The organism is Euzebyella marina (assembly GCF_003687485.1).
Lineage (GTDB): Bacteria > Bacteroidota > Bacteroidia > Flavobacteriales > Flavobacteriaceae > Euzebyella > Euzebyella marina.
The window spans coordinates 1563856-1589096 of sequence record NZ_CP032050.1 but is presented as its reverse complement, the minus strand read 5'-3'; the positions used below and the strand labels follow the sequence as shown (position 1 = coordinate 1589096).

9 protein-coding genes are annotated in these 25241 nt (G+C 40.9%); 1 reads left to right on the top strand and 8 read right to left on the bottom strand.

The window, feature by feature from the left end:
* Positions 1-25: 25 nt before the first annotated feature.
* The 5 genes from D1013_RS06530 to D1013_RS06510 form a co-directional block, all read right to left on the bottom strand.
* Positions 26-4489, bottom strand: a complete 4464-nt coding sequence (locus D1013_RS06530) for a Calx-beta domain-containing protein (protein WP_121848098.1) — start codon at positions 4487-4489, stop codon at positions 26-28.
* A gap of 171 nt (positions 4490-4660) precedes the next feature.
* The gene (locus tag D1013_RS06525; protein WP_121848097.1) at positions 4661-8404 is read right to left on the bottom strand and encodes a beta strand repeat-containing protein; all 3744 of its coding nucleotides are present in this window, start codon (positions 8402-8404) and stop codon (positions 4661-4663) included.
* A 187-nt stretch (positions 8405-8591) separates the two neighbouring features.
* Positions 8592-10541, bottom strand: a complete 1950-nt coding sequence (locus D1013_RS06520; RefSeq protein ID WP_121848096.1) for an OmpA family protein — start codon at positions 10539-10541, stop codon at positions 8592-8594.
* A 14-nt stretch (positions 10542-10555) separates the two neighbouring features.
* Positions 10556-11515: a PorP/SprF family type IX secretion system membrane protein gene (locus tag D1013_RS06515; protein WP_121848095.1), complete on the bottom strand. Its 960-nt coding sequence runs from the start codon at positions 11513-11515 to the stop codon at positions 10556-10558.
* A 14-nt stretch (positions 11516-11529) separates the two neighbouring features.
* Positions 11530-14610, bottom strand: coding sequence for a T9SS type B sorting domain-containing protein (locus D1013_RS06510; protein WP_121848094.1), 3081 nt, complete (start codon positions 14608-14610; stop codon positions 11530-11532).
* Positions 14611-14997: 387 nt separating this feature from the next.
* Here D1013_RS06510 and D1013_RS06505 point away from each other — a divergent pair, with 387 nt between their 5' ends.
* Positions 14998-16587, top strand: coding sequence for a peptide chain release factor 3 (locus tag D1013_RS06505; protein ID WP_121848093.1), 1590 nt, complete (start codon positions 14998-15000; stop codon positions 16585-16587).
* Positions 16588-16630: 43 nt separating this feature from the next.
* Here the strand turns inward: D1013_RS06505 and D1013_RS06500 are convergent, their stop codons facing one another.
* Genes D1013_RS06500 through rpoB form a run of 3 tightly spaced genes read right to left on the bottom strand, consistent with a single transcriptional unit; the run spans position 16631 to position 25143 of the window.
* Entirely contained in the window at positions 16631-16939 is a 309-nt protein-coding gene (locus D1013_RS06500; RefSeq protein WP_121848092.1) for a DUF3467 domain-containing protein, read from the bottom strand.
* Between the two features lie 58 nt (positions 16940-16997).
* Positions 16998-21296, bottom strand: coding sequence for a DNA-directed RNA polymerase subunit beta' (rpoC, locus tag D1013_RS06495; protein WP_121848091.1), 4299 nt, complete (start codon positions 21294-21296; stop codon positions 16998-17000).
* A 37-nt stretch (positions 21297-21333) separates the two neighbouring features.
* Positions 21334-25143 carry a DNA-directed RNA polymerase subunit beta gene (gene rpoB, locus D1013_RS06490; protein ID WP_121848090.1) on the bottom strand — a complete coding sequence of 1270 codons (3810 nt, stop codon included), beginning with the start codon at positions 25141-25143 and terminating at the stop codon, positions 21334-21336.
* Positions 25144-25241 lie beyond the last annotated feature (98 nt).

Below are 25241 nucleotides of genomic sequence, written 5' to 3'. Positions count from 1 at the left end.
AAAAGCTATCGTTTTAGTCTATAAATCAGTTCTTTTTCACCCTATATGTAATTCTTCGGTTCGTTATAAGAGTGTAAGCCTTAATAATGCTTTCGGGTGAAAATTCAGATGTCGTATTAGTTAAAGTGGCCGTGGCCGTAACAAACTTGCCAAAAGCTGCTCCAGATGACAATGGGGTACTGAACCTAAATTTATTGGTGCTATCAGTATTACCATCTATGTCGGTGTAAGATGTTATCTGTGAATCAACGTCGGAGGCACTACCTTCGATAAAACTTGCCAAATAAACCTGACCTTCTCCATAATCAGAGGTCATTCCTAACTGATTATCGCCTTCGGCGGCAGTACCTTCACTAATATCGGTCAAGAATATTTCTATTGTGGCCCCTGGCCTACTCCATCCTTCAACTATCAGATTTGAACCGCTTATGTAGGCACCTGAAATAACAGGGAAGTTTAATAGTCCATTAGGTCCACCGTCCGTATCGTTCGTTTCATTTAATGTTACTCCATCTCTATTCAAATCAATTCCGAGGCTCGGAAGCACCGTTCCATTACCGTATATGGAATTTTGTGAAATGGTATTACCGTCGCCTGATATCACCACTATGCCCGCTCCCCCATTGGAAAAAATTCTGTTTTGTGAAATATTGGCATTGCTGGCATTAATTAAAACCCCCATACCCTCAAAAGACCCACTGCAGTTACCTCCATTTTGACCCGCGCCAAGAATTGAATTATCGGTTACCAGTACATCATTCAACGTATCAATTTCAATGCCCGAGGCTGCGGCATTTTCAATTAGATTGGTAGATACCTCCACATTATTTCCGGCAGAAATCAATATGTTATCGGAACATGCGGAAGAGCCATTGGCAAATAGATGATTCAGTACAATTTCGGTGGAAGTACCTCCATTTATTAAAATGCCCGCATCGGAATTGGCAGATATGTAGTTCGAAGTAATGGTTACTTCGCCCCCTGTTTGCTCAACGCCGTAATCGATATTTCCCGAGGATGCCCCTAATGCGTTGACCCCCAAAAATGAGGAAGAAATAGTTGCAGAGCCCCCTAAAGTTCTTATTCCGGCATTGTTATTGGCAAACACAGACACATTTCTTATTTCTACATTGTTTCCGTTTAAGTTAAAAACATCCCCGCCATTTCTATGAATTTGAATTTCAGGTCTTAGATAGCTGGGCAAGAGTGTATTTGAAGTACCCACAGCAGTACCGCCTGCGCCCGACACACCGCTATTAGAATCTCCGGAATAGCTTGTTTGTGTTCGACCGTCGATTATCGTATTAGTACCGGTGATATTGGCCAGAGCAGAACTGTTATCAATAAGAATATCGAAATAACCGGATGCGTAGTTAGCATCAGCGGTTCTACCCATGCTATCACCTGTAGGTGGAATCATAAATATGGAGATATCTTGACCTACGTTCGGGTCGAAAATGGAATTCGGTTCAACATCCAATCCGTTTTCACCTAGCGTGTTACTATTCAAAATAAATTGATTAAGAGAACCTTGACCGGATTCGTTGGTATTGACAATGGTATTAAAATTGAAACCAAAATCAATATCTACTACTCCATTACCTTCAACGGTTACAGGGGAAATACTTTGAGAGTTGGCAAAAACGCCTAACGCCACATCTTGAATGGCCGTAGGGTCGTTACCCCCGACTTCATTGGTAATGTCATTATAGTTTCCTGCGGCATCGACCTCAGCCCTATAGGTCTGTACAGGATAACATGAAGAGCAGTTGGGCCCATTGTCACGAGTAGACCTAACGGTAGAATTCACCACTTTTATGTAATAGTCACCATCGGCCATACCCCCAAATGAATAATTACCATTGGCCGCCGTATTTTTTCTTTGAATGAAATTGCCATTACTCTCATATAGCTCTACAACTGCGCCCGTTATGCCTATTCCGCTAGAGGCGGTTCTATCCCGGCCAAAACCTCCCGGATAGTTGACATCTTCAAAAACTCTTCCGGCAATAAGGTTAGAGGGTACTTTGAGAATAACGGCTGCAGATATAACAAAATCTTGCCCTACATCTACGTTAGCGGTTACTTCGCTATCGGCCGGCTGAATATAGCTTGATATATCGTACGTATCTAAATCAACACCATAGGTACTTGAATTGTTGTACACTGGGCCAACCGTATTATCGTAAATGGTAGAGTTATAAGAGTTGTTACCTGTTTGTCCCCCATCGCCAGTCAGTACATAGTTCTGATTTCTTTGATTGGTAATAGACAATTCTTCAGGATTGGTAGAGCCCGAGCTGGCGCCAGTTAGGTCAGGATCACCTTCCCATGATAAAAAGGTAGCTTTTGCCCCTGTACCCGATATCGCGTAAAAGGAATCTAAGGTAAAAGAATTACCATCATTGCTTAGACCATCAAAACCTTGGTATAGGTTAATGTTTACCGCTGGTAGCGAACGGTCTTCATAAAAAACCATTAGTGCCCATCCCCCCAAAACAGTACTAGTATTACAATAGTCACCAGTATTATTTATATCAAGGTCACCAAAGTCAAAAACATTGGTCGATAAATTGGAAACGCCTTGTACGATAGAGGTTACATCACTGACATAACCATAAAAATTTCTATTGCCCAGTGAGGTTTGATACAGAAAATTAGCAGATACGTTTTGCCCTTCAAAAGTAACATCGGCATCGCGCACAGTACTGGAGTGAGACCAATATAAATAGGCCCTCTCAACAGATGCCGTTGCAGGCACCGAGGACACCAAACTATTGGACGAAGAGGAAGTTATCGCACATGGGTCGCCACCATTCGGACTAGTTCTTAGCGTACCGCCAGTTGTGGAGTAATCATAATAACCATCAAATTCTTGGAATAAAGTCAACGGGTCGTTCGCCAAAATTTGCGAGTTGATCGTACCCGTACCCGTATCATTATAATTTACCTGTGCATAATCTGCCTCTGCATCTGTAAACTCTATAGTAAAACTTTCGGCCAATTCAGGTATACCGTCATTCGCAATCGGTACTGAAATTGTTTGAACATTATTGAGCTCGCCCGTAAAAGTTAGAGTGCCTGTGGATGAAGTATAATCGCTACCGGCAGTTGCCGAATCATCGACAGTCTGAAAATCAACCGTAAAGGGTTCCTCTACAAAACCAAAAAGAAAAATGTTTCTACCATGAGCTGCTCGGGTAGAGCGAACCGTAAATACGGCATTACCTACATCTTCATCAAATGAAATATCATCGATAACAATAATGGGGCCTTCAGGAAAACAATTAATTTCCGCTTCCCAACCCGCACCAGTGCTATTATTATTGGAGACAAATCGAAAAGTAAGACAACCAGAAGCACTGTTTGAATTGATACTTCTAGGAACATTAGAACTATCATACTGGCCAAGCAACGTACCACTCGTATTCGTACCATCATACACATATAGCATGTCCCCGGATACCACTTCGAAACTCGTGAAATTTACGTTGATATAGGTATCGGCCGTATCCGGACAAATTGTATAGACGACGTCTTGATTATTAGAATAGTTAGATAACCCGCCTGGATCGAAAAAAACATCGTTACAGGTATTTACTGTTTGCCCATCGGTCATTATTAGGGCATCATCATCAATAATTGCAGCCGTGCCAGTATCTGTTATATTCACCGTAGGGTCGGTGACCAAGGTGAATTGTAGAATAAAATCTTCGGGGTTTTCGATGGTGGTATCGTCCACTAAGGGTACAGAAACGGTTTCAGTATCGCTTACGTTACCGTTGAAGTTTAAGATACCGCTTGTAGCCGTATAATCAGACCCTTCGGTTGCCGAGCCAGGCACAGTTTGGTAATTAACGGCAAAAGGCCCCGTAGCATTGGTTCCTGTGTGAACTACCGTAAAAATAGCATTGCCTGCATCTTCATCGACCGCAATATCTTCAACCTCAATGATTGGAATCGGAGCTGGGAAAGTAGCGACAATCTGAAAATTATCTATATAGGCATAGTCGTTGTTACGCCAGTTAGAATAGGTCTTTCGAAATCTAATGGTAGTGTTACTAGAGATATATGGTGAAATGTCTTGGCTGAAAGACCCTGAATTATTTCCCGTAACAGTGCCTATCGTAGTATAGCTCGCTCCACCATTGCTTGAGATTTGAACTGCCAGTTCTCTTGTACCTCCTAAACTAACTGCCTGCCAATCAAAAGTAAGTACGGCGGCCGACGCTCCGTTCAAGTCAACAGAACGCCTAATTGTTTCCGAATAAAGGTAATAGAGCATCAATCGGTTACCAGTAATTCGAATGTACTGGTTGTTCGGCCCATTATCGGTATCTCCTGTTTCTATCCAATTGCCGCTAAAGTTTTGCGAGCCGTTATTGTTCGAATAGGATACATTATTGAACCGGTCTAGATAGTTTTCTTGACCAGCTAGGTTAGTATAAAATAGAAAAAAGAAGACCAGGTATAAGTAGGTTCTATACATTTTTCAGTTGGATTTAGGACATACTAGATCAACTAGCATATCTACCAAATGTAGTATAGACCAATACCGAGAATATAAATTTTGTTGTAAAACAGAAGATTTAGACCATAAACAGTTCTATTTTAGTTATTTCCTACATTTTGAATCAAAATTAAATTGTAAGAATATTCTTTAATTTCTATTAACCCTATAAGTAATTGTACGGTTTGTTATTACAGTTGGTAACCTAACTTCGACCTCTGGTGAAAATTCGGATGTCGTATTAGAAAGAGTTGCCGTAGCTGTAATCTTATCTCCTAAATCAGTTCCAATTGGTAACGGTACCGAAAACTTAAATCTATTGACATTATCGGTATTACCATCAAATACAGAATAAGATGAAGAAGCACCTTCTAAATCATCAACGGAACCCTCGGTTCTAGTGGCAATATAAGTTTGGCCCTCTCCGTAATCTTTTGACCTACTAAGCGTATTTGCCCCTTCAGCTGCTGAACCCTCACTTATATCAGTAAAGAAAAATTCTACGGTGACTCCAGGTGTTACCCACCCCATTAAAACCAAGTTATTACCCGCTTGATAGGCTGCTGAGAGTATCGGAAAGTTATTTAAACCGTTGGCACCAGAATCTGTATCACCCATATCATTTATTGTCACACCATCATTGCCTAAGTCAATACCTAAAGCACTAGTGGCAGTACCATTGGCAAAAAAACTATTCTCACTTATTAAATTAGAAGTCCCGGATCCCGAAATCACTAGGCCGGCACCACCGTTTGAAGTAATTACATTGTTTGAAATAATTGAATTGCTACCGGAGATTTCTATTCCCATATTCTTTATTTCAGAAGAGCAAAGCCCAGCCACTCGCCCAGATCCTACTATGGTATTGCCCTGAATGGACAAGTTATTTACACCTGAAACTGCATCAATACCTAACGATGCCGAATTCTCGATTAAATTATGCTGAATGTTGATACCGCTACCGCTGGTTACCAGTATAGCATCATCACAGCTGGTCGCCCCATTTTCGGCGAAATGATTTTGTGTCAGAACAGAACTGGTTCCCCCAGAAATGACCACACCGGCCACCGTATTTGAAGCTATATAATTAGAATTGATGGTAACTTCTCCTCCTACATTTTCGACCCCGTACTGAATATTTCCCGATGATACGCCTAAAGCGTTTACACCTAATAAGTTTTCTACAATGTTGGCGGTACCGGTATTCACTTGAATAGCAGCGTTGGTATTACCAAAAACAGCTATGTTTCTAACTACCAAATTGTTTGCATTTAACTTAAAAACATCCCCCGCATTTCTATGAATCTGAATTTCGGGAAGATTATAGTTCGGTAGTACAACGGAATTGGTACCCACTGTTGAACCCCCTCCGATGGTACCCGCATTGGTGTCTCCACTATAAGCCGTCTGCGTTCTTCCATCTATAACCGTATTATCGGAAACAACATCTGAAGGAATAAAGGCATCATTGAAAAAAATATCGAAATAGCCATTCGTATAGTTTGTATCGGCCGTTCTGCCCAAGGGGTCGCCGTCACTTGGAATCATAAATATGGAAGTATCCTCTCCTGCAACGGGGTCGAATAGAGCGTTAGCCTCAATATCAAGACCTGTTTCATCTAGATTATTGGAGTTGACAATGAATTGATCTAAAGATCCTTGGCCGTTTTCATTCGTATTAACAATAGTATTGAAGTTAAAGCCAAAATCAATGCCCACTATACCATTACTGGCCAAAGTAACCGTTGAAACTGATTGTGCCCCAAAAAGATTACCTGCGGAAACATCTTCTTGAGAAGGATTGGGCCCGCCGACCTCATCGGTTACATCAACAACATCAGTTCCGTTATGGTCGCTTCTAAAAGTCTGCACAGCATAACAATCGGAGCATCCTACTCCACCACCTCTCGTAGAACTTACCGATTCATTGACCACCCTAACGGTGTAAGTACCATCTGCCATTCCGCCAAAAATGTATTGCCCATTGGCGTCGGTCGTGGTAGTGGTTTGTAAAAGACCTAACGAATTATAAAGTTCAACGGTCACATTGGCAACCCCCTGACCGGAAGCAGTTGCCCTATTTCTGCCCGCACCTCCGGGATAATTGATATCTTCAAAAACGAACCCCGTAACCAAATTGGAAGGAACCTTGATTACCACGGCATTTGATACAACAAAATCTTGACCGACATCTACATTGGCGGTAACCTGGGTATCTGTTGGTGCGATATAACTGGCTATATCAAAGGTATCCCAATCAACCCCATATAATGATCCATTATTAACATTCGGTACCTGAGTATTATCAAAGGCCGTAGAGTTATACGCATTATTGCCGGTTTGGCCACCATCACCGGATAAGGTAAAATTGAACCCGGCCTGGTTGGTTATCGATAATCGCTCACCATTAGGGTTGGTCGTTCCCTCACTATTGCCATCTAAAGTGGCGTCTCCCTCCCAAGATAAAAAGGACGCCTTGGCTCCTGTACCAGCAATAGCAAAAAACGAGTCTAAGGTAAAAGAGGTACTGGCATTACTCAACCCGTCAAAACCTTCATAAAGATTGATGTTAGAAGCCGGTAAAGAGGCATCCTCATAAAAAACCATTAAAGACCATCCACCCAAAACAGTTTGATAATCACAAAAGGGAAAACCGGAGTTAATCTCTAAATCAGTGACATCAAAAGTGGTCGTGCCAAGATTGGCCACACCTATACCTTCTAAAATACTGGTAACATCGCTCACGTAACCATAAAAGGTGAGTATATCACCGTTAAAGTTCAGCCCTGATTCATAGATTCTTTCCGCAGTTACTTGTTGGCCTTCAAAAGTTACGGTATCATCAAGCGTATAGTTAGAATGTGACCAGTACAATAGTGCCTTTTGAATAGATGCTGTTGCAGGCACCGAGGAAAAAAGTGTATTGCTTGATGTGGTCGTCAAAGCGCACGCATCTGTAATGTTGTCCTGTGTTCTAAAAGTTCCGGCAGTGGAAGTGTAATTGACATACCCGGCGAATTGATGTTGTAATACTAATGGTTGGTTAAACGGTACCTGTGAATTGATTGTACCGGTAGCAGTATCACTATAGTCTAAACTGGGATTGGAAGACGATGTAAAACTAAGATTAAAGAACTCGTCTGCTTCTGTGATAGCATCGTTGACAATAGGTACCGTTATAGTCTGTGCTTCACCCAAGGCACCACTAAAATTAATGGTTCCCGTAGTAGCAAGGTAATCACTATTGGCAATTGCGGTACCATCTGAAGTTTTAAAATTAACCGAATAGGGAGCACCTGCATTAACGCCCTGCTGGGTGACCGTAAATATCAGATTACCCACATCTTCAGAAACGGCTACATCTTCTACAACCAAATAGGGGGTAGAACTGGCTACTATCTGTACATTATCAATTTGTGCCCAGTCGTCGGCAGCCCAGTTATCTACAGTTTTAGTAAAAGCCAATAACGTATTGGAAGCTATATAGGCAGATATGTCTTGGGAGAACGAACCTGCCCCGGAGACGCCTCCCAAAAAATTATAAGTTGCACCGCCATCGTTGGAAATATACACCCCCAATTCTTGGTTTCCGCCAAGACTATTGGTCTGAAAATCAAAGCTCAAAGTAGCTGCTGTAGCGCCTGACAAATCGACCAACCTATAAATGAACTCATCATAGATGTACGCAAACGTGAGCTGCCCCCCAGTAATATAAATATATTGGGCGGAGGGGCCTAAATCGGTATCACCACTTTCTACCCAATCGGAAGCCCAATTACTATTACCATCATTATTTGAATACGAAACCGAAGAAAACGTATCTAAATAAATCTGCTGAGCTACTGTGGTAGCACTTACTAAAAGTAGAATTATAATTACATTGGTTCTAAACATGAAAACCTATAATATACGTTAAAACCTATATTTAATGTAAATATATTCTTACAATAATATTATTTATAAATTTTGTTGTGAAAGAATTATTCGTATAGGTGTAACTATAAACAATTGATGACATGAAGGTTACAAAATAAAAGAGCGACTTAAATGGTCGCTCTTTTACTGTATCGTGAAGATTGTCTCACTCTGTTATGATAAACTCTGAACGGCGGTTAAGCTGATGTTCCTCTTCGGTACAAGAAACACCGTCATCACAATTGTTAAGTAATTTAGTTTCTCCATATCCCTCGCTCTGTAGCCTCTCTTTGGCTATACCTTTTTTGATCATGTAATTGACAGTTGACTCTGCCCTCTTCTGCGATAACCATAGGTTATAGGAATCTTTGCCCCTACTATCGGTGTGCGAGTTGACTTGTATTTTCAAACTTGGATATTTTTCCATAGCGGCAATTACCTTTTCGACTTCAATTTCTGAGTCTTTTCGAATGTTGTATTTATCGAAATCAAAATAAATGGTACTCAGTTGAAGTAATTTCGCCAAGTCATCGCCAAAGCCGGCACTTACTGTGTTTCTTTCTAAAAAGAAGTTGATGGTCTTCGGTGTACCATCCGATTTGCCCAAATATTCTTCTGCAGGTATGTAACCTTCGGTCATTGCTCTTACAAAATTCCCTTGATCACAGTCCAATTCTAAGGTATACTTACCGTCGGCATCGGTAATTGATGTCATAATCTCGTTATTATCTTCATCAATGACCTTAACGGTGGCACCTACCAACACTTCGTTAGATATCTTGTCTCTTACGGTACCAGTTACGGTTTGCCTACAATCTAGAACTAGAGCCTTGGTTTCTAAAAAGGTATAGATATCATCTGCGCCTAGGCCCTCTGAGCGATTAGAAGCGAAATAACCTTTTCTGGTGCTCTCATCAAAAATGAAAGTAAAATCATCCATACGGCCATTGACCGGCTCTCCGATGTTCATTACAACACCATCTGACCTACCGTCAGAAACATTGGCCGCAAAAATATCAAGCCCACCTAAGCCAGGGTGCCCATCAGACGAAAAGTAAAGAATATCTTCGCTCGTAATAAAAGGGAATGTTTCGCGGGCCTCTGTGTTGATTGTGGATCCTAGATTCTCTGGTTCTCCAAACGAATCGTCATCATTTACCTGTACTTTAAAAATATCAGATTCGCCTAGCGAACCAGGCATATCGGATGCAAAATACAAGGTACTACCGTCATTGCTTAATGTAGGGTGTGCTACCGAATAATCGTCACTATTAAAGGGAAGAGCTTCAATATTAGACCACAATCCTTCTTCATTTTTGGTCGCCCTATAAATCTTTAAGCGAACTATGCCCTTACCATCTTTTACGTATTTACCCTCTTTGTAATTATTTCTAGTAAAATACAGCACGTCGCCGTTTTTATCGGTAGTGCTGGTCGACTCATGTAATCTTGTATTTACGTGGTCGCCTAACTTTACAACCAGATTATTCGAGGCGCTATCGGCATTGACCTTATATAAATCCAAGAAGTCTTTGCTATTCCATGTATGGCGGTACCGTGCAAAGTTGCCTGTATCCCTATCCGATGAAAAAATAAGTCCCTCTTTATAAAAAGTGGGAGCAAAATCTGAGTAAGGTGAATTGTAATTGAAAGGAGCTACATTATATCTTCCAGAATTCTTTTTTATCTCGCTTAGGTAATCTCTTTCTTCTTTATAAGTGGAAGCCCGCAAATCGTCGGAGGTAGCGTTCGTAAACATGGCCATCACCTCATTCGAACTTTTATATTCCTGTAGTGTTTTGAGGGTTTGGGCATATCTAAAATAATATTCTGGAGCTACATCATCAGGATACTCTTTTACCAACCTCTTATACGTATTCGCAGCCTCTTCATAATCGGCATTGAAGTAGTAGGCATTACCTAATTTTTTCAAAAGGTCAGCAGAAGTATACCCCCTGTCAATCACTCGCTTGTAAATATCGATTGCCGGTCTGAACGAATACTCCTCATATTTAGCATTGGCCTTAGTCACCAATCTATCAGGCTTATCTTGGGCGAATACCATAGAGCCAGAAGTTAGTAGCAGTACCAACAATATTTGTATTTTTTTCATCATACTAAGCTGCGTGTTTAGAAGAATCGGGGCGATACTAGTTTTTCAAACGATTTTACCAATTCCCATCTTAAAAAGACCTCAAAAGAACCACTATTAAATTGCGTATCTCCTAAAGAAGTGGTCTCTGAGTCATATGCCAAACCTAACAGAATCTGGTCTGTTATCTGAAATCCGACCAAGCCGCTAACGGCAGCGTCCCACCTGTAAGCCGCTCCAAGAGAAAATTTTTCGGAGAAAAGAAAACTTGTTGAAATATCGACCTGCAACGGTGCACCCCCGACCATTTTGGTCAACAATGCCGGTTTCATTTTTACATTATCGTTCAAATCAAAAACGTACCCGGTAATTAGGTAAAAATTAATTCTGTCTTGTGATAGAAAATCAACATCATTGGCGTCGTTCGATGCGTCGTCGAAATGCTCGGTTTCCAATAAATTAGGTGCGGACAAACCTGCATAAAATTTATCGGTATGATAGTAAAGACCCAACCCAAAGTTGGGAGAAAAACGGTTCTCTATATTATCGGTATTCGTAGCTTCTTCAAAACCGGGCCGTTGACGTAACTGCTCAAAATCAAGATTAAGCATATTACCTCCTAATTTAAGCCCGAAAGACATTTTACCTTTTAGGGAAACATCAATCGTATAAGATACCAAAGCGTCTATATAGGTTTCTTGAATGGTACCATCGCCAATTTTATCATTGACAATCGATAGACCATACCCCACCTTACTATTTCTGATGGGAGAATGCAGATTGAGTGTCCATGTTTCAGGTGCCCCGTCAACACCCACCCACTGAGAGCGATAAAGTGCCGCGACACTTAATTGGCCCCTAGAACCAGCATAGGCGGGGTTAACGCTCATAGTATTGTACATATATTGGGTGTACTGCGCATCTTGCTGCGCACTACTTTCATTCCAAAAAATAAGTATTAAGAAAAGGGAAGCTAAAAGACTCTTTTTAATTACCATATGGTCTTAGTAGATTATTTGCTTATGTAAATATAGCCTCTGTCAGTTACACTACGGTTATCTTCAGTGTTGTAATCAAAGATATAAAAATATACCCCGGCTGGCAGATAGTCACCGACGCTTACCGTGCTACGACCTTTTGAACGACCATCAAATACATTGTTCTGATTATTGTAATCTTCACCTTGATATACTTCAACCCCCCATCGATTAAAGATTCTAAGTGAATTGTTGAGTGCCTTATCTACATTCTCGATCCATAAAAACTCGTTTTTACCATCGCCATTTGGGGTTACCATTTGCATCACGACAATTTCAACCGATTCATCTGGGTCTAGATAAGATGGTGTACCATCATTATCGCCGTCGTCATTGGTAGGGTCACCGTCATTGTTCAAATCTTCGTTAGGGGTATCAATACCATCGCCATCATCGTCAAAATCTCGATAATTAACATCTTCGGTACCATCGGTATCCGGTAAATCATTCGCTGGATCATCTATTTCATCATTTACATCAAAGCCATCATTTACATCGCTTCCCTCGTAACCGTCATCCAGACCATCACCATCTGTATCGACCCCTGTAAAGGTTTGGTCGGGCTGACCATCAAAGTCGAAATCGTTACCCTCATTATTATCGGGCACCATATCATTGTCACTATCTAAATCTCTGTAATCTTCGGTATCGCCTCCATCGGTATTTACAGGTGTAAGACCGTTGGGATAAGCAGAATTTAAACCGTCATTTTCGGCATAGGTAGCTTCATCGTCGTCATTGGGCGGAATGTACCCATCGGTTGTTTGAGCTTCGACATTATCGGGTATACCATCATTATCAGAGTCGATGTCCAAATGATTAGGATACCCGTCATTATCAGTGTCCCAAGGTTCGGTATTCGGATCATTATCACCATCCCAGTTAGGATCTTCAACTGTATCGAGAATTCCGTCATTGTCGTCATCTAAATCAACACTATCAGGAACCCCATCACCGTCAGTATCTGTATCTGGTGTGGTACCACTATCCGGATCTAAATAATCGGGAGTATCATCTTCATCGGTATCATCATTTGTCGGGTCACCATCCTCGTCAGCATCTTCATCGGGCGTATCGACACCATCACCATCATCATCGAAATCGCGATAATTGACATCTTCAGTGCTGTCAGTATCCGGTAAGTCGTTGGCCGGATCATCAATTTCGTCGTTTACATCGAAACCATCGTTGACATCGCTTCCTTCATAACCATCATCCAATCCATCGCCATCAGTATCTACACCAGTAAAAGTTTGGTCTGGTTGTCCGTCAAAATTGAAGTCATTGCCTTCATTGTTATCTGGCACCAAATCATTGTCACTATCTAAATCGGTATAGTCTTGTGTACCATCGGTATCGGTATCAACTGGAGTCAAACCTTCTGGGTAAGCTGAGTTCAACCCATCGTTCTCTAAATAGGTTGCCTCATCGTCTTCATTGGGAGCTATGTAACCATCGGTTGTTTGTGCCTCGACGTTATCCGGAATACCATCATTATCAGAATCAATATCTAAATGGTTCGGGTAACCATCGTTATCAGAATCCAAAGGGTTAGTTAATGGGTCATCGTCTCCATCAAGGTTAGGGTCTTCCTCTGTATCTAAAATACCGTCGTTATCATCATCTAAATCGGTAACATCTGGCACTCCGTCTCCATCGGTATCTTTATCCGGGTCAGCGTTAGGATCTAAATAATCGGGTGTACCGTCTTCATCGGTATCATCATTGGTTGGGTCGCCATCATTGTTTGCATCTTCATCGGGCGTATCGATATCATCGCCATCATCATCAAAATCACGGTAATTCACATCACCTGTACCATCAGTATCAGGTAAGTCATTTGCCGGATCATCAATTTCGTCGTTTACATCAAATCCGTCATTCACATCGTTTCCTTCAAAAGCGTCGTCTAAACCATCTCCATCAGAATCTAATCCCGTAGCAACTTGATTAGGAATGCCGTCGAAATTGAAGTCATTGCCTTCATTATCATCTGGCACCGAATCATTATCACTATCATCATCCAAATAATCTTCAACATCGCTTCCATCAGTATTAACAGGTGTTAAACCACTAGGATATGCAGAATTTACACCACTGTTATCGGCATAGGTCTGCGCATCATCGTTGTTGGGAGCGATATAGCCGTCTGTGGTTTGTGCCTCCACATTGTCAGGAATACCATCGTTGTCAGAATCAATATCTAAATGGTTCGGGTAACCGTCGCCATCTGAATCGTATGGGTTGGTAAGAGGGTCGTTATCACCATCAATATTTAGATCTTCTACCGTATCGAGTATACCGTCATTATCATCATCAAGATCAACATTATCGTTCACCCCATCGCCATCGGTATCGACACACGCCACAGGTATCACCCAAACACGTATACCATTGATTGGAAAATCTGATGTTGTATAAAACTGAATATCAGTTACAGGTGACTGAGATTCCCAAGCAAACCTATCGGGGCCGTAGATGGCAGAAGAAGTAGTGTTCTCAACATAGTAATCGGTCCCGTTCTGACCGGCAATGATACCAGCAGGCAAAGAGGTGGTCTGAATATAAGGGGTATTGTCCAATGCAACAATACCATCTCTATGATTGGCATCTACCCTAGCCGAATGTTCTGCAACCAACATCACTGGCACCGAGCCGCTAAAACGAAATGTTGCAGGAAGATCTTTGTTCACTTCGAAAAGTTGTAGCGTACTCTTTGAGCTTGCACCTTCTACGGTTACCAATATGCTTCCTGCTGGCAGCCCCCATTTAGAGCTTAGGTCAACATTGGTTGCATTCAAGCTTCCGTCGGTTACCCCGTCGGCAAAACCAAAATCAGAAGTTCGTAATTCCCTTTTTTCCAATAAAGGGCAGCCATCATAAGTTTCATTGGCCACTACATCTTCAAATGCATTGGTGGTATCTAAATTTGGATTTCGGTATTCGGCATATAAAGAGACTTGGAAAAAAGCCACTGCCAAAACAGGTAAAGTAAGATTTAAGATAAAACGCTTCGATATGTTTATAAGTAGCGCTAAAGGGGTAGTTTTTTCCATAAATGTTTAGTTTCAATTCAACTAAGCACCATGGCGAGCAAGTCTAGAGTAGGTAAGAATTTGGGATTCTTTCTATTTGTTGATGCAAGATATAGTTAAAAATCAGATCATCAAATTGTTTTGAATTGATATCCAAGGTTTCATCTTTTAACAACATGTTTACTCGTTAAAGAGCAATACCCCAGCATTTCATCGCTCTTTGAATCTACGATTTAATCGACAAAATGGACTATAGGTAAAAAGACTCATCAGTCGAATTGTTAGATTTCACAGATAAAGATGAAACCTAAGTAAGTTTCTAATCCATACAAAAAGAGCCATTTAACCAACAAATAGGTTGCCGCATTTTTTTATTTAATTAACCGTATTTTTGCGCAAATTTTCCTCATGAGTTTTAAAGAAGAGATTCAAAAAAGAAGAACGTTCGGAATTATTTCGCACCCCGATGCTGGTAAGACCACATTAACCGAAAAATTACTCTTGTTCGGTGGCGCCATTCAGGAAGCGGGCGCAGTAAAAAATAATAAAATAAAGAAGTCTGCTACCAGTGATTTCATGGAAATTGAAAGACAGAGGGGTATTTCGGTGGCTACTTCGGTTTTGGCCTTTATTTATAAGGATAAAAAAATAAACATTCTAGATACCCCGGGTCACAAAGATTTTGCCGAGGATACCTTTAGAACGCTCACGGCAGTTGACAGTGTAATTGTCGTTGTAGACGTGGCCAAAGGTGTTGAGGAGCAGACAGAAAAGCTGGTGGAAGTTTGCCGTATGCGCAACATACCGATGATTGTCTTCATCAATAAACTGGATCGTGAAGGAAAAGATGCATTTGATTTGTTAGATGAACTTGAGCAAAAATTGGGTCTGTCGGTTACACCTCTGAGTTTCCCCATAGGCATGGGGTTTGACTTTAAGGGCATTTATAACATCTATGAAAAGAATATCAACCTATTCAGTGGTGATAGTAAAAAGAATATTGAGGAAACTATTGCATTTGACGATGTCAACAGCCCCCAACTGGAAAAAATCATCGGTAATAAAGCGGCCGAAGAGCTAAGAGACAACCTTGAATTGGTCAACGGGGTTTATCCAGATTTTAATAAAGAAGACTATTTAAAAGGTATACAACAACCTGTCTTTTTCGGTTCTGCCTTGAATAATTTCGGAGTTCGTGAATTGTTGGATTGCTTTATTGAGATAGCTCCCTCCCCACGTTCTAAAACCGCAGAAGAAAGAACGGTAGAGGCCAATGAAAAAACAATGTCCGGCTTTGTCTTCAAAATTCACGCTAATATGGATCCGAAACACCGTGACCGGTTGGCATTTGTTAAAATTGTTTCGGGTACTTTCGAAAGAAACAAACCTTACCTGCATGTAAGACAAAATAAAAATTTGAAATTCTCGAGTCCTAATGCCTTTTTTGCTGAGAAAAAAGAGATTGTAGATATTTCGTACCCTGGGGATATTGTTGGTCTTCATGATACTGGGAATTTCAAAATAGGTGATACCCTTACGGAAGGCGAAGAGCTTCATTATCGTGGTATACCCAGCTTTTCACCAGAGCACTTTAGGTATATCAACAACGCCGACCCGATGAAGGCCAAGCAATTGAATAAAGGAATTGACCAATTGATGGATGAGGGTGTCGCGCAACTTTTCACCTTGGAATTGAACGGAAGAAAAGTCATAGGTACCGTGGGCGCCCTTCAATTTGAAGTTATTCAATACCGTTTAGAGCATGAATATGGGGCCAAGTGCAGTTATGAGAACTTTCCGGTGTTTAAAGCCTGCTGGGTAGAGCCTGCCGACCCGAAAAATGAAGAATTTAAAGAGTTTAAAAGGGTTAAACAAAAGTTTCTAGCAAAAGATAAAAAAGGCCAACTCGTTTTCTTGGCCGATTCGCAGTTCTCTTTGCAAATGACTCAACAGAAATATCCTTCTGTCAAGTTCCATTTCGTTTCTGAATTTGATTGAAAAAATCGTAAATAAAAAAGCCCGCTGAAATAGCGGGCTTTTTTTATGCTTCTCCTGTGGGCCCAAAATTAATGGGTATGGGAGGTTGCTCATAATCTTTTATAGTACCATGGGCTTTCTCAAACCTTGACACGTTATCGCTTAAGGCCTTTAAAAACTTCTTGGCGTGCTGCGGGGTCAAAACGATTCGACTTTTAACCTTCGCCTTAGGAGCACCAGGCATAATACTAATAAAATCTACTACAAATTCTGAAACAGAATGGTTGATGATTGCCAAATTCGAATAAGTTCCCTCGGCAGTCTTTTCATCAAGCTCTATATTGATTTGCTTTTGTTTATCGTTATCGGCCATAAAACATTTTAATAAAAAAAGAGCCAGATATTCAATATCTGGCTCTTTTAAATAATATTTAGAATTTCAAGGCTTCTTTACGAGCCATGATTTCATCATACTCTTCTTTAGATCCTACGATTATGTTCTCGTAGTCACGCATACCTGTACCAGCAGGAATCTTATGACCCACAATAACATTCTCCTTAAGACCTTCTAAAGTATCGATTTTACCACTAACGGCAGCTTCGTTCAATACTTTCGTGGTTTCTTGGAAAGACGCAGCAGAGATGAATGACTTGGTCTGCAATGAAGCTCTAGTAATACCTTGAAGTATCGGTGTAGCTGTAGCCGCAACCGCGTCTTTAGCCTGAACCAATTCTTTATCGGCACGTTTTAAGATAGAGTTTTCATCACGTAACTCTCGTGCTGTGATAATCTGTCCTTCTTTAAGGTTATCAGAATCTCCTTTATCAACAACTACTTTCTTGCCATAAATTTCATCGTTCTCGTTGATGAAATCATCTTTATGAACCAATTGGTTCTCTAAGAAAATAGTATCACCCGGATCCTGAATTCTCACTTTACGCATCATTTGTCTTACAACAACCTCAAAGTGTTTGTCATTGATTTTCACACCCTGAAGTCGGTAAACTTCCTGTACTTCGTTCACCAAGTATTGTTGAACGGCAGACGGACCTTTGATGGCCAAGATATCCTCAGGAGTTATAGAACCATCCGATAACGGCATACCCGCTCTCACATAGTCATTTTCCTGAACCAAGATCTGGTTGGAAAGTTTAACCAAGTATTTCTTGATTTCTCCCAATTTCGATTCTATGATAATCTCACGGTTACCTCTTTTGATTTTTCCGAATGAAACAACACCGTCAATTTCGGAAACAACTGCTGGGTTAGAAGGGTTTCTTGCTTCGAAAAGCTCGGTAACCCTTGGAAGACCACCCGTGATATCACCTGCCTTAGCAGATTTACGAGGAATTTTAACCAGAGTCTTACCTTCTTTAATCTCATCACCGTCATCAACCATAATGTGAGAACCTACAGGTAGGTTATAAGAACGTAAAGTTTCACCCTTAGCATTTTGAATAAGAAGGGTCGGAATCAACTTCTTGTTTCTAGATTCAGAAATTACCTTCTCTTGGAAACCTGTTTGTTCATCAATTTCCACTTGGTAAGTAACACCTTGCTCAATATTCTCATAGGCTATGTTACCAGGGAATTCAGATACAATAACACCGTTATAGGGATCCCAAGTACAGACTATGTCACCTTTTTTAATTTCGGCACCATCTTTCACCATTAGAAGAGAACCATAAGGAATGTTATTTGTACTAAGGGTAATACCTGTCTTAGCGTCAACAATCTTTATCTCTGTAGTTCGCGAAATAACTATCTCTGCAGGGTTACCTTCAGAATCAACACCAGTAACTGTTCTCAAGTCTTCAATTTCTGCCCTACCATTAAATTTGGCAATCAACTTGTTATCTTCAGAAATGTTACCTGCAATACCACCCACGTGGAAAGTACGCAAGGTCAACTGTGTACCTGGCTCACCGATTGATTGTGCGGCAACAACACCTACAGCCTCACCTCTTTGAACCATTTTATTGGTAGACAGGTTTCTACCATAACATTTAGCACAGATACCTTTAGCAGCCTCACAAGTCAAAGCCGAGCGCACCTCAATCTTCTCGATTGGAGAGTTTTCAATCTTCTTAAGATCGGACTCCATGATTTCTTGACCGGCACGCAATAGTAGCTCCTCTGTAAGAGGGTCGTATACGTCGTGCAGGGAAACCCTACCCAAAATACGCTCTCCAAGAGACTCAACTACCTCTTCGTTCTTCTTCAAGGCCTCTACCTCGATACCGCGAAGAGTACCACAATCTTCTGTATTGATGATTACATCTTGCGATACATCAACCAGACGACGTGTTAAGTAACCCGCATCCGCAGTTTTAAGAGCGGTATCCGCAAGACCCTTACGAGCACCGTGAGTAGAAATAAAGTATTCAAGAATCGAAAGACCTTCCTTAAAGTTCGAAAGAATCGGGTTTTCGATAATCTCACCACCACCAGCTGTAGATTTTTTCGGCTTGGCCATCAGACCACGCATACCTGTCAACTGACGAATCTGCTCTTTAGACCCCCTTGCACCAGAATCCAACATCATATAAACTGAGTTGAACCCTTGCTGATCTTCACGAATTCGCTTCATTGCCAATTCGGTAAGCATTGCGTTGGTAGAGGTCCAAACGTCGATTACCTGATTGTAACGTTCATTATTGGTAATAAGACCCATGTTGTAGTTGGCCATAATGCCGTCTACTTGCTCATTGGCCTCGCCAATCATATCATGCTTCTCAGCAGGAATAATAATATCACCAAGACTAAAAGACAATCCGCCCTTGAAAGCGAAGTCATAACCCATGGTCTTGATCTTATCTAAGAAATCTGCTGTTGTAGGTACATCGGTAACACTTAAAATCTTACCGATAATATCTCTTAGCGATTTTTTGTTCAATACGTCGTTAATGTAACCAGCTTGTTCAGGTACTTCCATATTGAACAATACCCTACCAACAGTTGTCGGTATAATTTGATACACTAACTGACCTTCTTCATTAAAGTCTTTAGCTCTTACCTTGATACCGGCATTCAAGCTTACTTTACCTTCATTGAAAGCAATCTCAACTTCCTCTGCAGAGTAAAAAGTTAAGCCCTCACCTTTAATAGGCACTTCAGGAGTCGATTTTCTTTCTTTGGTCATATAGTATAGACCCAAAACCATATCCTGAGATGGTACCGTAATTGGTGAACCGTTAGCTGGGTTAAGAATGTTATGCGAAGCCAACATTAATAACTGAGCCTCAAGAATAGCCTCTGGCCCAAGAGGTAAGTGTACCGCCATTTGGTCACCGTCGAAATCCGCATTAAATGCCGTACAAACCAATGGGTGCAGTCTAATCGCTTTACCCTCGATCAATTTTGGCTGGAATGCTTGAATACCTAATCGGTGAAGCGTAGGAGCACGGTTAAGAAGCACAGGATGCCCTTTTAAAACGTTCTCCAAGATATCCCAAACAACTGGTTCTTTCTTATCAATAATCTTTTTGGCCGATTTTACGGTCTTTACAATACCTCTTTCTATCAGTTTTCTGATAACAAAAGGCTTATAAAGCTCAGCAGCCATGTCTTTTGGAAGTCCACACTCGAACAATTTCATTTCAGGCCCAACGACGATAACCGAACGTGCAGAGTAATCAACACGCTTACCTAGAAGGTTCTGACGGAAACGACCTTGCTTACCTTTTAATGAATCTGAAAGTGATTTTAATGGCCTATTCGACTCAGTTTTTACAGCTGAAGCCTTTCTTGTGTTGTCGAACAAGGAATCAACTGCTTCTTGAAGCATACGCTTCTCATTTCTCAAGATTACCTCAGGAGCCTTGATTTCTACCAACCTCTTCAAACGGTTATTACGTATAATTACCCTTCTATAAAGATCGTTCAAATCAGATGTGGCGAAACGACCACCATCTAATGGCACCAATGGTCGCAATTCTGGTGGAATAACCGGAATTACTTTCATAATCATCCACTCCGGATTGTTCTCCCTATTATCCTGAGATTCACGTAAAGCTTCTACTACTTGAAGTCTTTTAAGTGCTTCTGTCTTACGCTGTTTTGAAGTTTCAGTATTAGCCTTGTGACGTAATTGATATGAAAGTTCTTTCAAATCGATTCTTGCCAAAAGATCGATCAAACACTCGGCACCCATCTTAGCGATGAATTTGTTAGGGTCTGATTCTTCTAAATATTGGTTCTCAACAGGAATCGATTCAAGAATGGTCAAATATTCTTCTTCGGTCAAGAAATCCATTTTCTTGATTTCTTCCCCTTCAGGACCTTTGGCAATACCTGGTTGAATAACCACATAACGCTCGTAATAGATAATCATATCCAATTTCTTGGATGGCAAACCTAGTAGGTAACCAATTTTGTTTGGCAACGAACGGAAATACCAGATGTGGGCAACAGGAACCACCAAGTTGATGTGCCCTACCCTATCTCTACGAACTTTCTTCTCTGTAACTTCAACACCACAACGGTCACATACGATACCGCGGTAGCGAATTCTTTTGTACTTACCACAAGCACACTCATAATCCTTTACGGGTCCGAAAATACGTTCGCAAAAGAGCCCATCCCGTTCCGGTTTATGGGTACGGTAGTTAATGGTTTCCGGTTTTAACACCTCACCACGCGATTCTGCCAAAATAGCTTCAGGAGAAGCTAAACCGATAGAAATCTGGTTAAACCTTTTTACTGGATTATTATCTTTAATTCTAGCCATAATGTATTATGCTACTATATTATAATGTATGTTAAAACTATTCTTCCAATCTAATATCTAAGCCCAAACCTTTAAGCTCGTGCATCAATACGTTGAAAGATTCCGGTAAACCGGGTTCTGGCATGGTCTCACCCTTAACGATAGATTCGTAAGTCTTGGCCCTTCCGACAACATCATCAGACTTAACGGTCAATATCTCACGAAGTGTGGCAGAGGCACCATAAGCTTCCAATGCCCAAACCTCCATCTCACCAAATCGCTGGCCACCGAATTGAGCTTTACCACCCAATGGTTGCTGTGTAATCAATGAGTAAGGACCGATTGAACGTGCGTGCATCTTATCATCTACCATGTGGCCTAATTTCAGCATATAGATAACACCTACAGTAGCAGGCTGGTCGAAACGCTGTCCCGTACCACCATCAAACAAGTAAGTGTGACCAAATCTAGGAATACCGGCATCATCGGTATATTTATTGATCTCGTCAAGAGAAGCACCGTCAAAAATTGGAGTGGCAAACTTTTTGCCCAACTTAAGACCTGCCCAACCTAATACCGTTTCATAAATCTGACCAATGTTCATACGTGAAGGTACACCTAATGGGTTCAATACGATATCTACTGGAGTACCATCTTCCAAGAAAGGCATATCTTCTTGACGTACGATTCGAGACACGATACCTTTATTACCGTGACGACCCGCCATTTTATCACCAACCTTAAGCTTACGCTTCTTGGCAATATAAACTTTAGCCAATTTCATGATTCCAGCAGGTAGTTCATCACCAACTGAGATAGTAAACTTATCTCTTCTTAGATTTCCTTGAAGATCGTTCAACTTAATCTTGTAGTTGTGTAATAAATCAGCTACTGATGTATTGGTATCTTTATCCGTAGTCCAACTTCCGCCTACCAAGTGGGCGAAATCATCAACGGCATTTAACATTTTAAGAGTGTACTTCTTACCTTTTGGCAATACTTCTTCTCCCAAATCATTAAGAACACCTTGCGAAGTTTTACCATTCACCAAGGTGAAAAGTTTATCGATAAGAACATCTTTTAGCTCTTGGAATTTTACTTCGTATTCCAATTCTAATTTGTTCAATTCTTCTTTATCCTCTGATCTCTTACGTTTATCCTTAACCGATCTTGAGAACAATTTTTTATCGATGACCACACCTCTTAATGAAGGTGAAGCTTTCAAAGAAGCATCTTTTACATCTCCGGCCTTATCACCGAAAATAGCTCTTAGAAGTTTTTCTTCAGGTGTTGGGTCTGATTCACCTTTTGGCGTAATCTTACCAATCAAAATATCACCTGGTTTAACTTCTGCACCAATACGGATCATTCCGTTTTCATCAAGGTCTTTGGTGGCCTCTTCCGAAACGTTAGGAATATCATGGGTCAACTCTTCAGCGCCCAATTTGGTATCTCTTACTTCAAGTGAATATTCATCTACGTGGATGGAGGTGAAAATATCCTCTCTAACCACTTTCTCAGAAATTACGATTGCATCCTCAAAGTTGTAACCCTTCCATGGCATGAAAGCTACGGTAAGGTTTCTACCAAGAGCCAATTCACCTTTTTCGGTTGCGTAACCCTCACAAAGTACCTGACCTTTTTTAACTCTATCACCTCTTCTTACAATAGGCTTCAGGTTAATGCTAGTACCTTGGTTGGTTTTTCTAAACTTAACCAATTCATAGGTTTTTGAATCATCGTCGAAACTGATCAAACGCTCATCTTCAGTTCTGTCGTACTTAACAGTAATCTTTTTAGCATCAACGTATTCAACGGTTCCTTCGCCTTCAGCATTTATCAACACCCTAGAATCAGAAGCAACTTGACGTTCAAGACCCGTACCTACTATAGGCGAATCGGGGCGCAATAATGGTACCGCTTGACGCATCATGTTCGATCCCATCAATGCACGGTTCGCATCATCGTGCTCCAAGAAAGGAATTAACGATGCCGATATCGAAGCAATCTGATTAGGTGCCACATCGGTGTAATTTACCTCTACGGGATCCACAACCGGGAAATCGCCTTCTTCACGGGCGATTACTTTATCGGTATCGATGGTTCCGTCTTCTTTCAAAGGAATGTTCGCTTGCGCAATTTTCATTCCCTCTTCTTCTTCAGCACTCAAGTAAGTATACTCGCCTGTATCTACCTTACCATCTTCAACTTTTCTATATGGGGTTTCCAAGAAGCCCATTGGGTTGACCTTAGAAAACACAGACAATGAAGATATCAAACCAATGTTCGGACCTTCAGGTGTCTCAATCGGACAAAGTCTACCGTAATGCGTGTAGTGAACGTCTCGAACCTCGAAACCTGCTCTTTCCCTAGAAAGTCCACCTGGCCCTAGTGCAGATAAACGTCTTTTATGTGTAATCTCTGCCAATGGATTGGTTTGATCCATAAACTGAGATAACTGGTTGGTACCAAAGAAAGAGTTGATAACTGAAGACAAAGTCTTTGCGTTAATCAAGTCAATCGGTGTAAACACCTCATTGTCACGAACGTTCATACGTTCACGAATAGTACGTGCCATACGAGCCAAACCAACACCGAACTGAGAAGAAAGTTGTTCACCTACAGTTCTAACACGACGGTTTGACAAGTGATCGATATCATCGATTTCAGCTTTTGAATTGATAAGCTCGATCAAATATTTAATGATAGTAATGATATCTTCTTTGGTAAGCACTTGCTTATCCATTCCGATATCAAGACCCAATTTCTTGTTCATTCTGTACCGACCGACCTCACCTAGGTTGTAACGTTGATCGGAGAAAAACAATTTGTCAATAATACCTCTCGCCGTTTCTTCATCGGGCGGCTCGGCATTTCTCAATTGACGATAAATATGTTCTACTGCCTCTTTCTCAGAGTTGGTAGGGTCTTTTTGCAATGTATTGTGAATAATTGCATAGTCTGACTGTGCATTATTCTCTTTGTGCAAAAGGATGGTTTTTACATCGGCGTCCAATATTTCGTCGATGTGTTCTTTTTCAAGAACGGTATCACGATCTAAAATGATTTCGTTTCTTTCGATAGAAACTACCTCACCGGTATCTTCATCAACGAAATCTTCATGCCAAGTGTTCAATACCCTGGCGGCCAATTTACGGCCCAATACTTTTTTCAATCCGGCTTTAGAAACTTTCACTTCTTCAGAAAGGTCGAAAATTTCAAGAATATCTTTATCCCTTTCGAATCCAATAGCCCTGAAGAGGGTAGTTACCGGTAATTTTTTCTTTCTATCAATGTAGGCGTACATAACCCCGTTGATATCTGTAGCGAATTCTATCCAAGAACCTTTGAATGGAATTACCCTTGCGGAATATAATTTTGTTCCGTTAGCATGGAACGATTGCCCAAAGAATACACCAGGTGAACGGTGTAACTGAGAAACAACAACCCTCTCGGCGCCATTTATAACAAATGTTCCGCTGGGGGTCATATAAGGTATGGTACCTAGGTATACGTCTTGTACGATTGTCTCAAAATCCTCATGCTCAGGATCGGTACAATACAATTTAAGTCGCGCCTTTAGCGGTACACTGTAAGTCAAACCACGCTCGATACATTCTTGTATGGAGTATCTAGGTGGGTCTATGAAATAATCTAAAAATTCAAGTACGAACTGGTTTCTGGTGTCCGTAATCGGGAAGTTTTCTTGGAAGGTGTTGTACAAACCTTCGTCACCCCTTTCGTCAGATTTAGTCTCTAGTTGAAAGAAATCTTGAAAAGACTTGATCTGAATGTCCAAGAAATCCGGATAATCCGGCGTGTTCTTAGCGGATGCAAAATTAATTCTCTCAGTCTGTTGTGTGAACATCTATGGACAGTGTTTTGATCGTGAATACTCTAAAAATACTAAGCTGTACAGGGTCGTATGCCTCTTAACATACGTACTGAATATAAAAACAAGTTTAG

What these genes read in the sequence shown, in the direction of transcription:
- D1013_RS06510 (WP_121848094.1), bottom strand. Translation starts at nt 14,610, where the DNA reads ATGGAAAAAACTACCCCTTTAGCGCTACTTATAAACATATCGAAGCGT.
- D1013_RS06525 (WP_121848097.1), bottom strand. Translation starts at nt 8,404, where the DNA reads ATGTTTAGAACCAATGTAATTATAATTCTACTTTTAGTAAGTGCTACC.
- D1013_RS06515 (WP_121848095.1), bottom strand. Translation starts at nt 11,515, where the DNA reads ATGGTAATTAAAAAGAGTCTTTTAGCTTCCCTTTTCTTAATACTTATT.
- D1013_RS06505 (WP_121848093.1), top strand. Translation starts at nt 14,998, where the DNA reads ATGAGTTTTAAAGAAGAGATTCAAAAAAGAAGAACGTTCGGAATTATT.
- rpoB (WP_121848090.1), bottom strand. Translation starts at nt 25,143, where the DNA reads ATGTTCACACAACAGACTGAGAGAATTAATTTTGCATCCGCTAAGAAC.
- D1013_RS06500 (WP_121848092.1), bottom strand. Translation starts at nt 16,939, where the DNA reads ATGGCCGATAACGATAAACAAAAGCAAATCAATATAGAGCTTGATGAA.
- rpoC (WP_121848091.1), bottom strand. Translation starts at nt 21,296, where the DNA reads ATGGCTAGAATTAAAGATAATAATCCAGTAAAAAGGTTTAACCAGATT.
- D1013_RS06530 (WP_121848098.1), bottom strand. Translation starts at nt 4,489, where the DNA reads ATGTATAGAACCTACTTATACCTGGTCTTCTTTTTTCTATTTTATACT.
- D1013_RS06520 (WP_121848096.1), bottom strand. Translation starts at nt 10,541, where the DNA reads ATGATGAAAAAAATACAAATATTGTTGGTACTGCTACTAACTTCTGGC.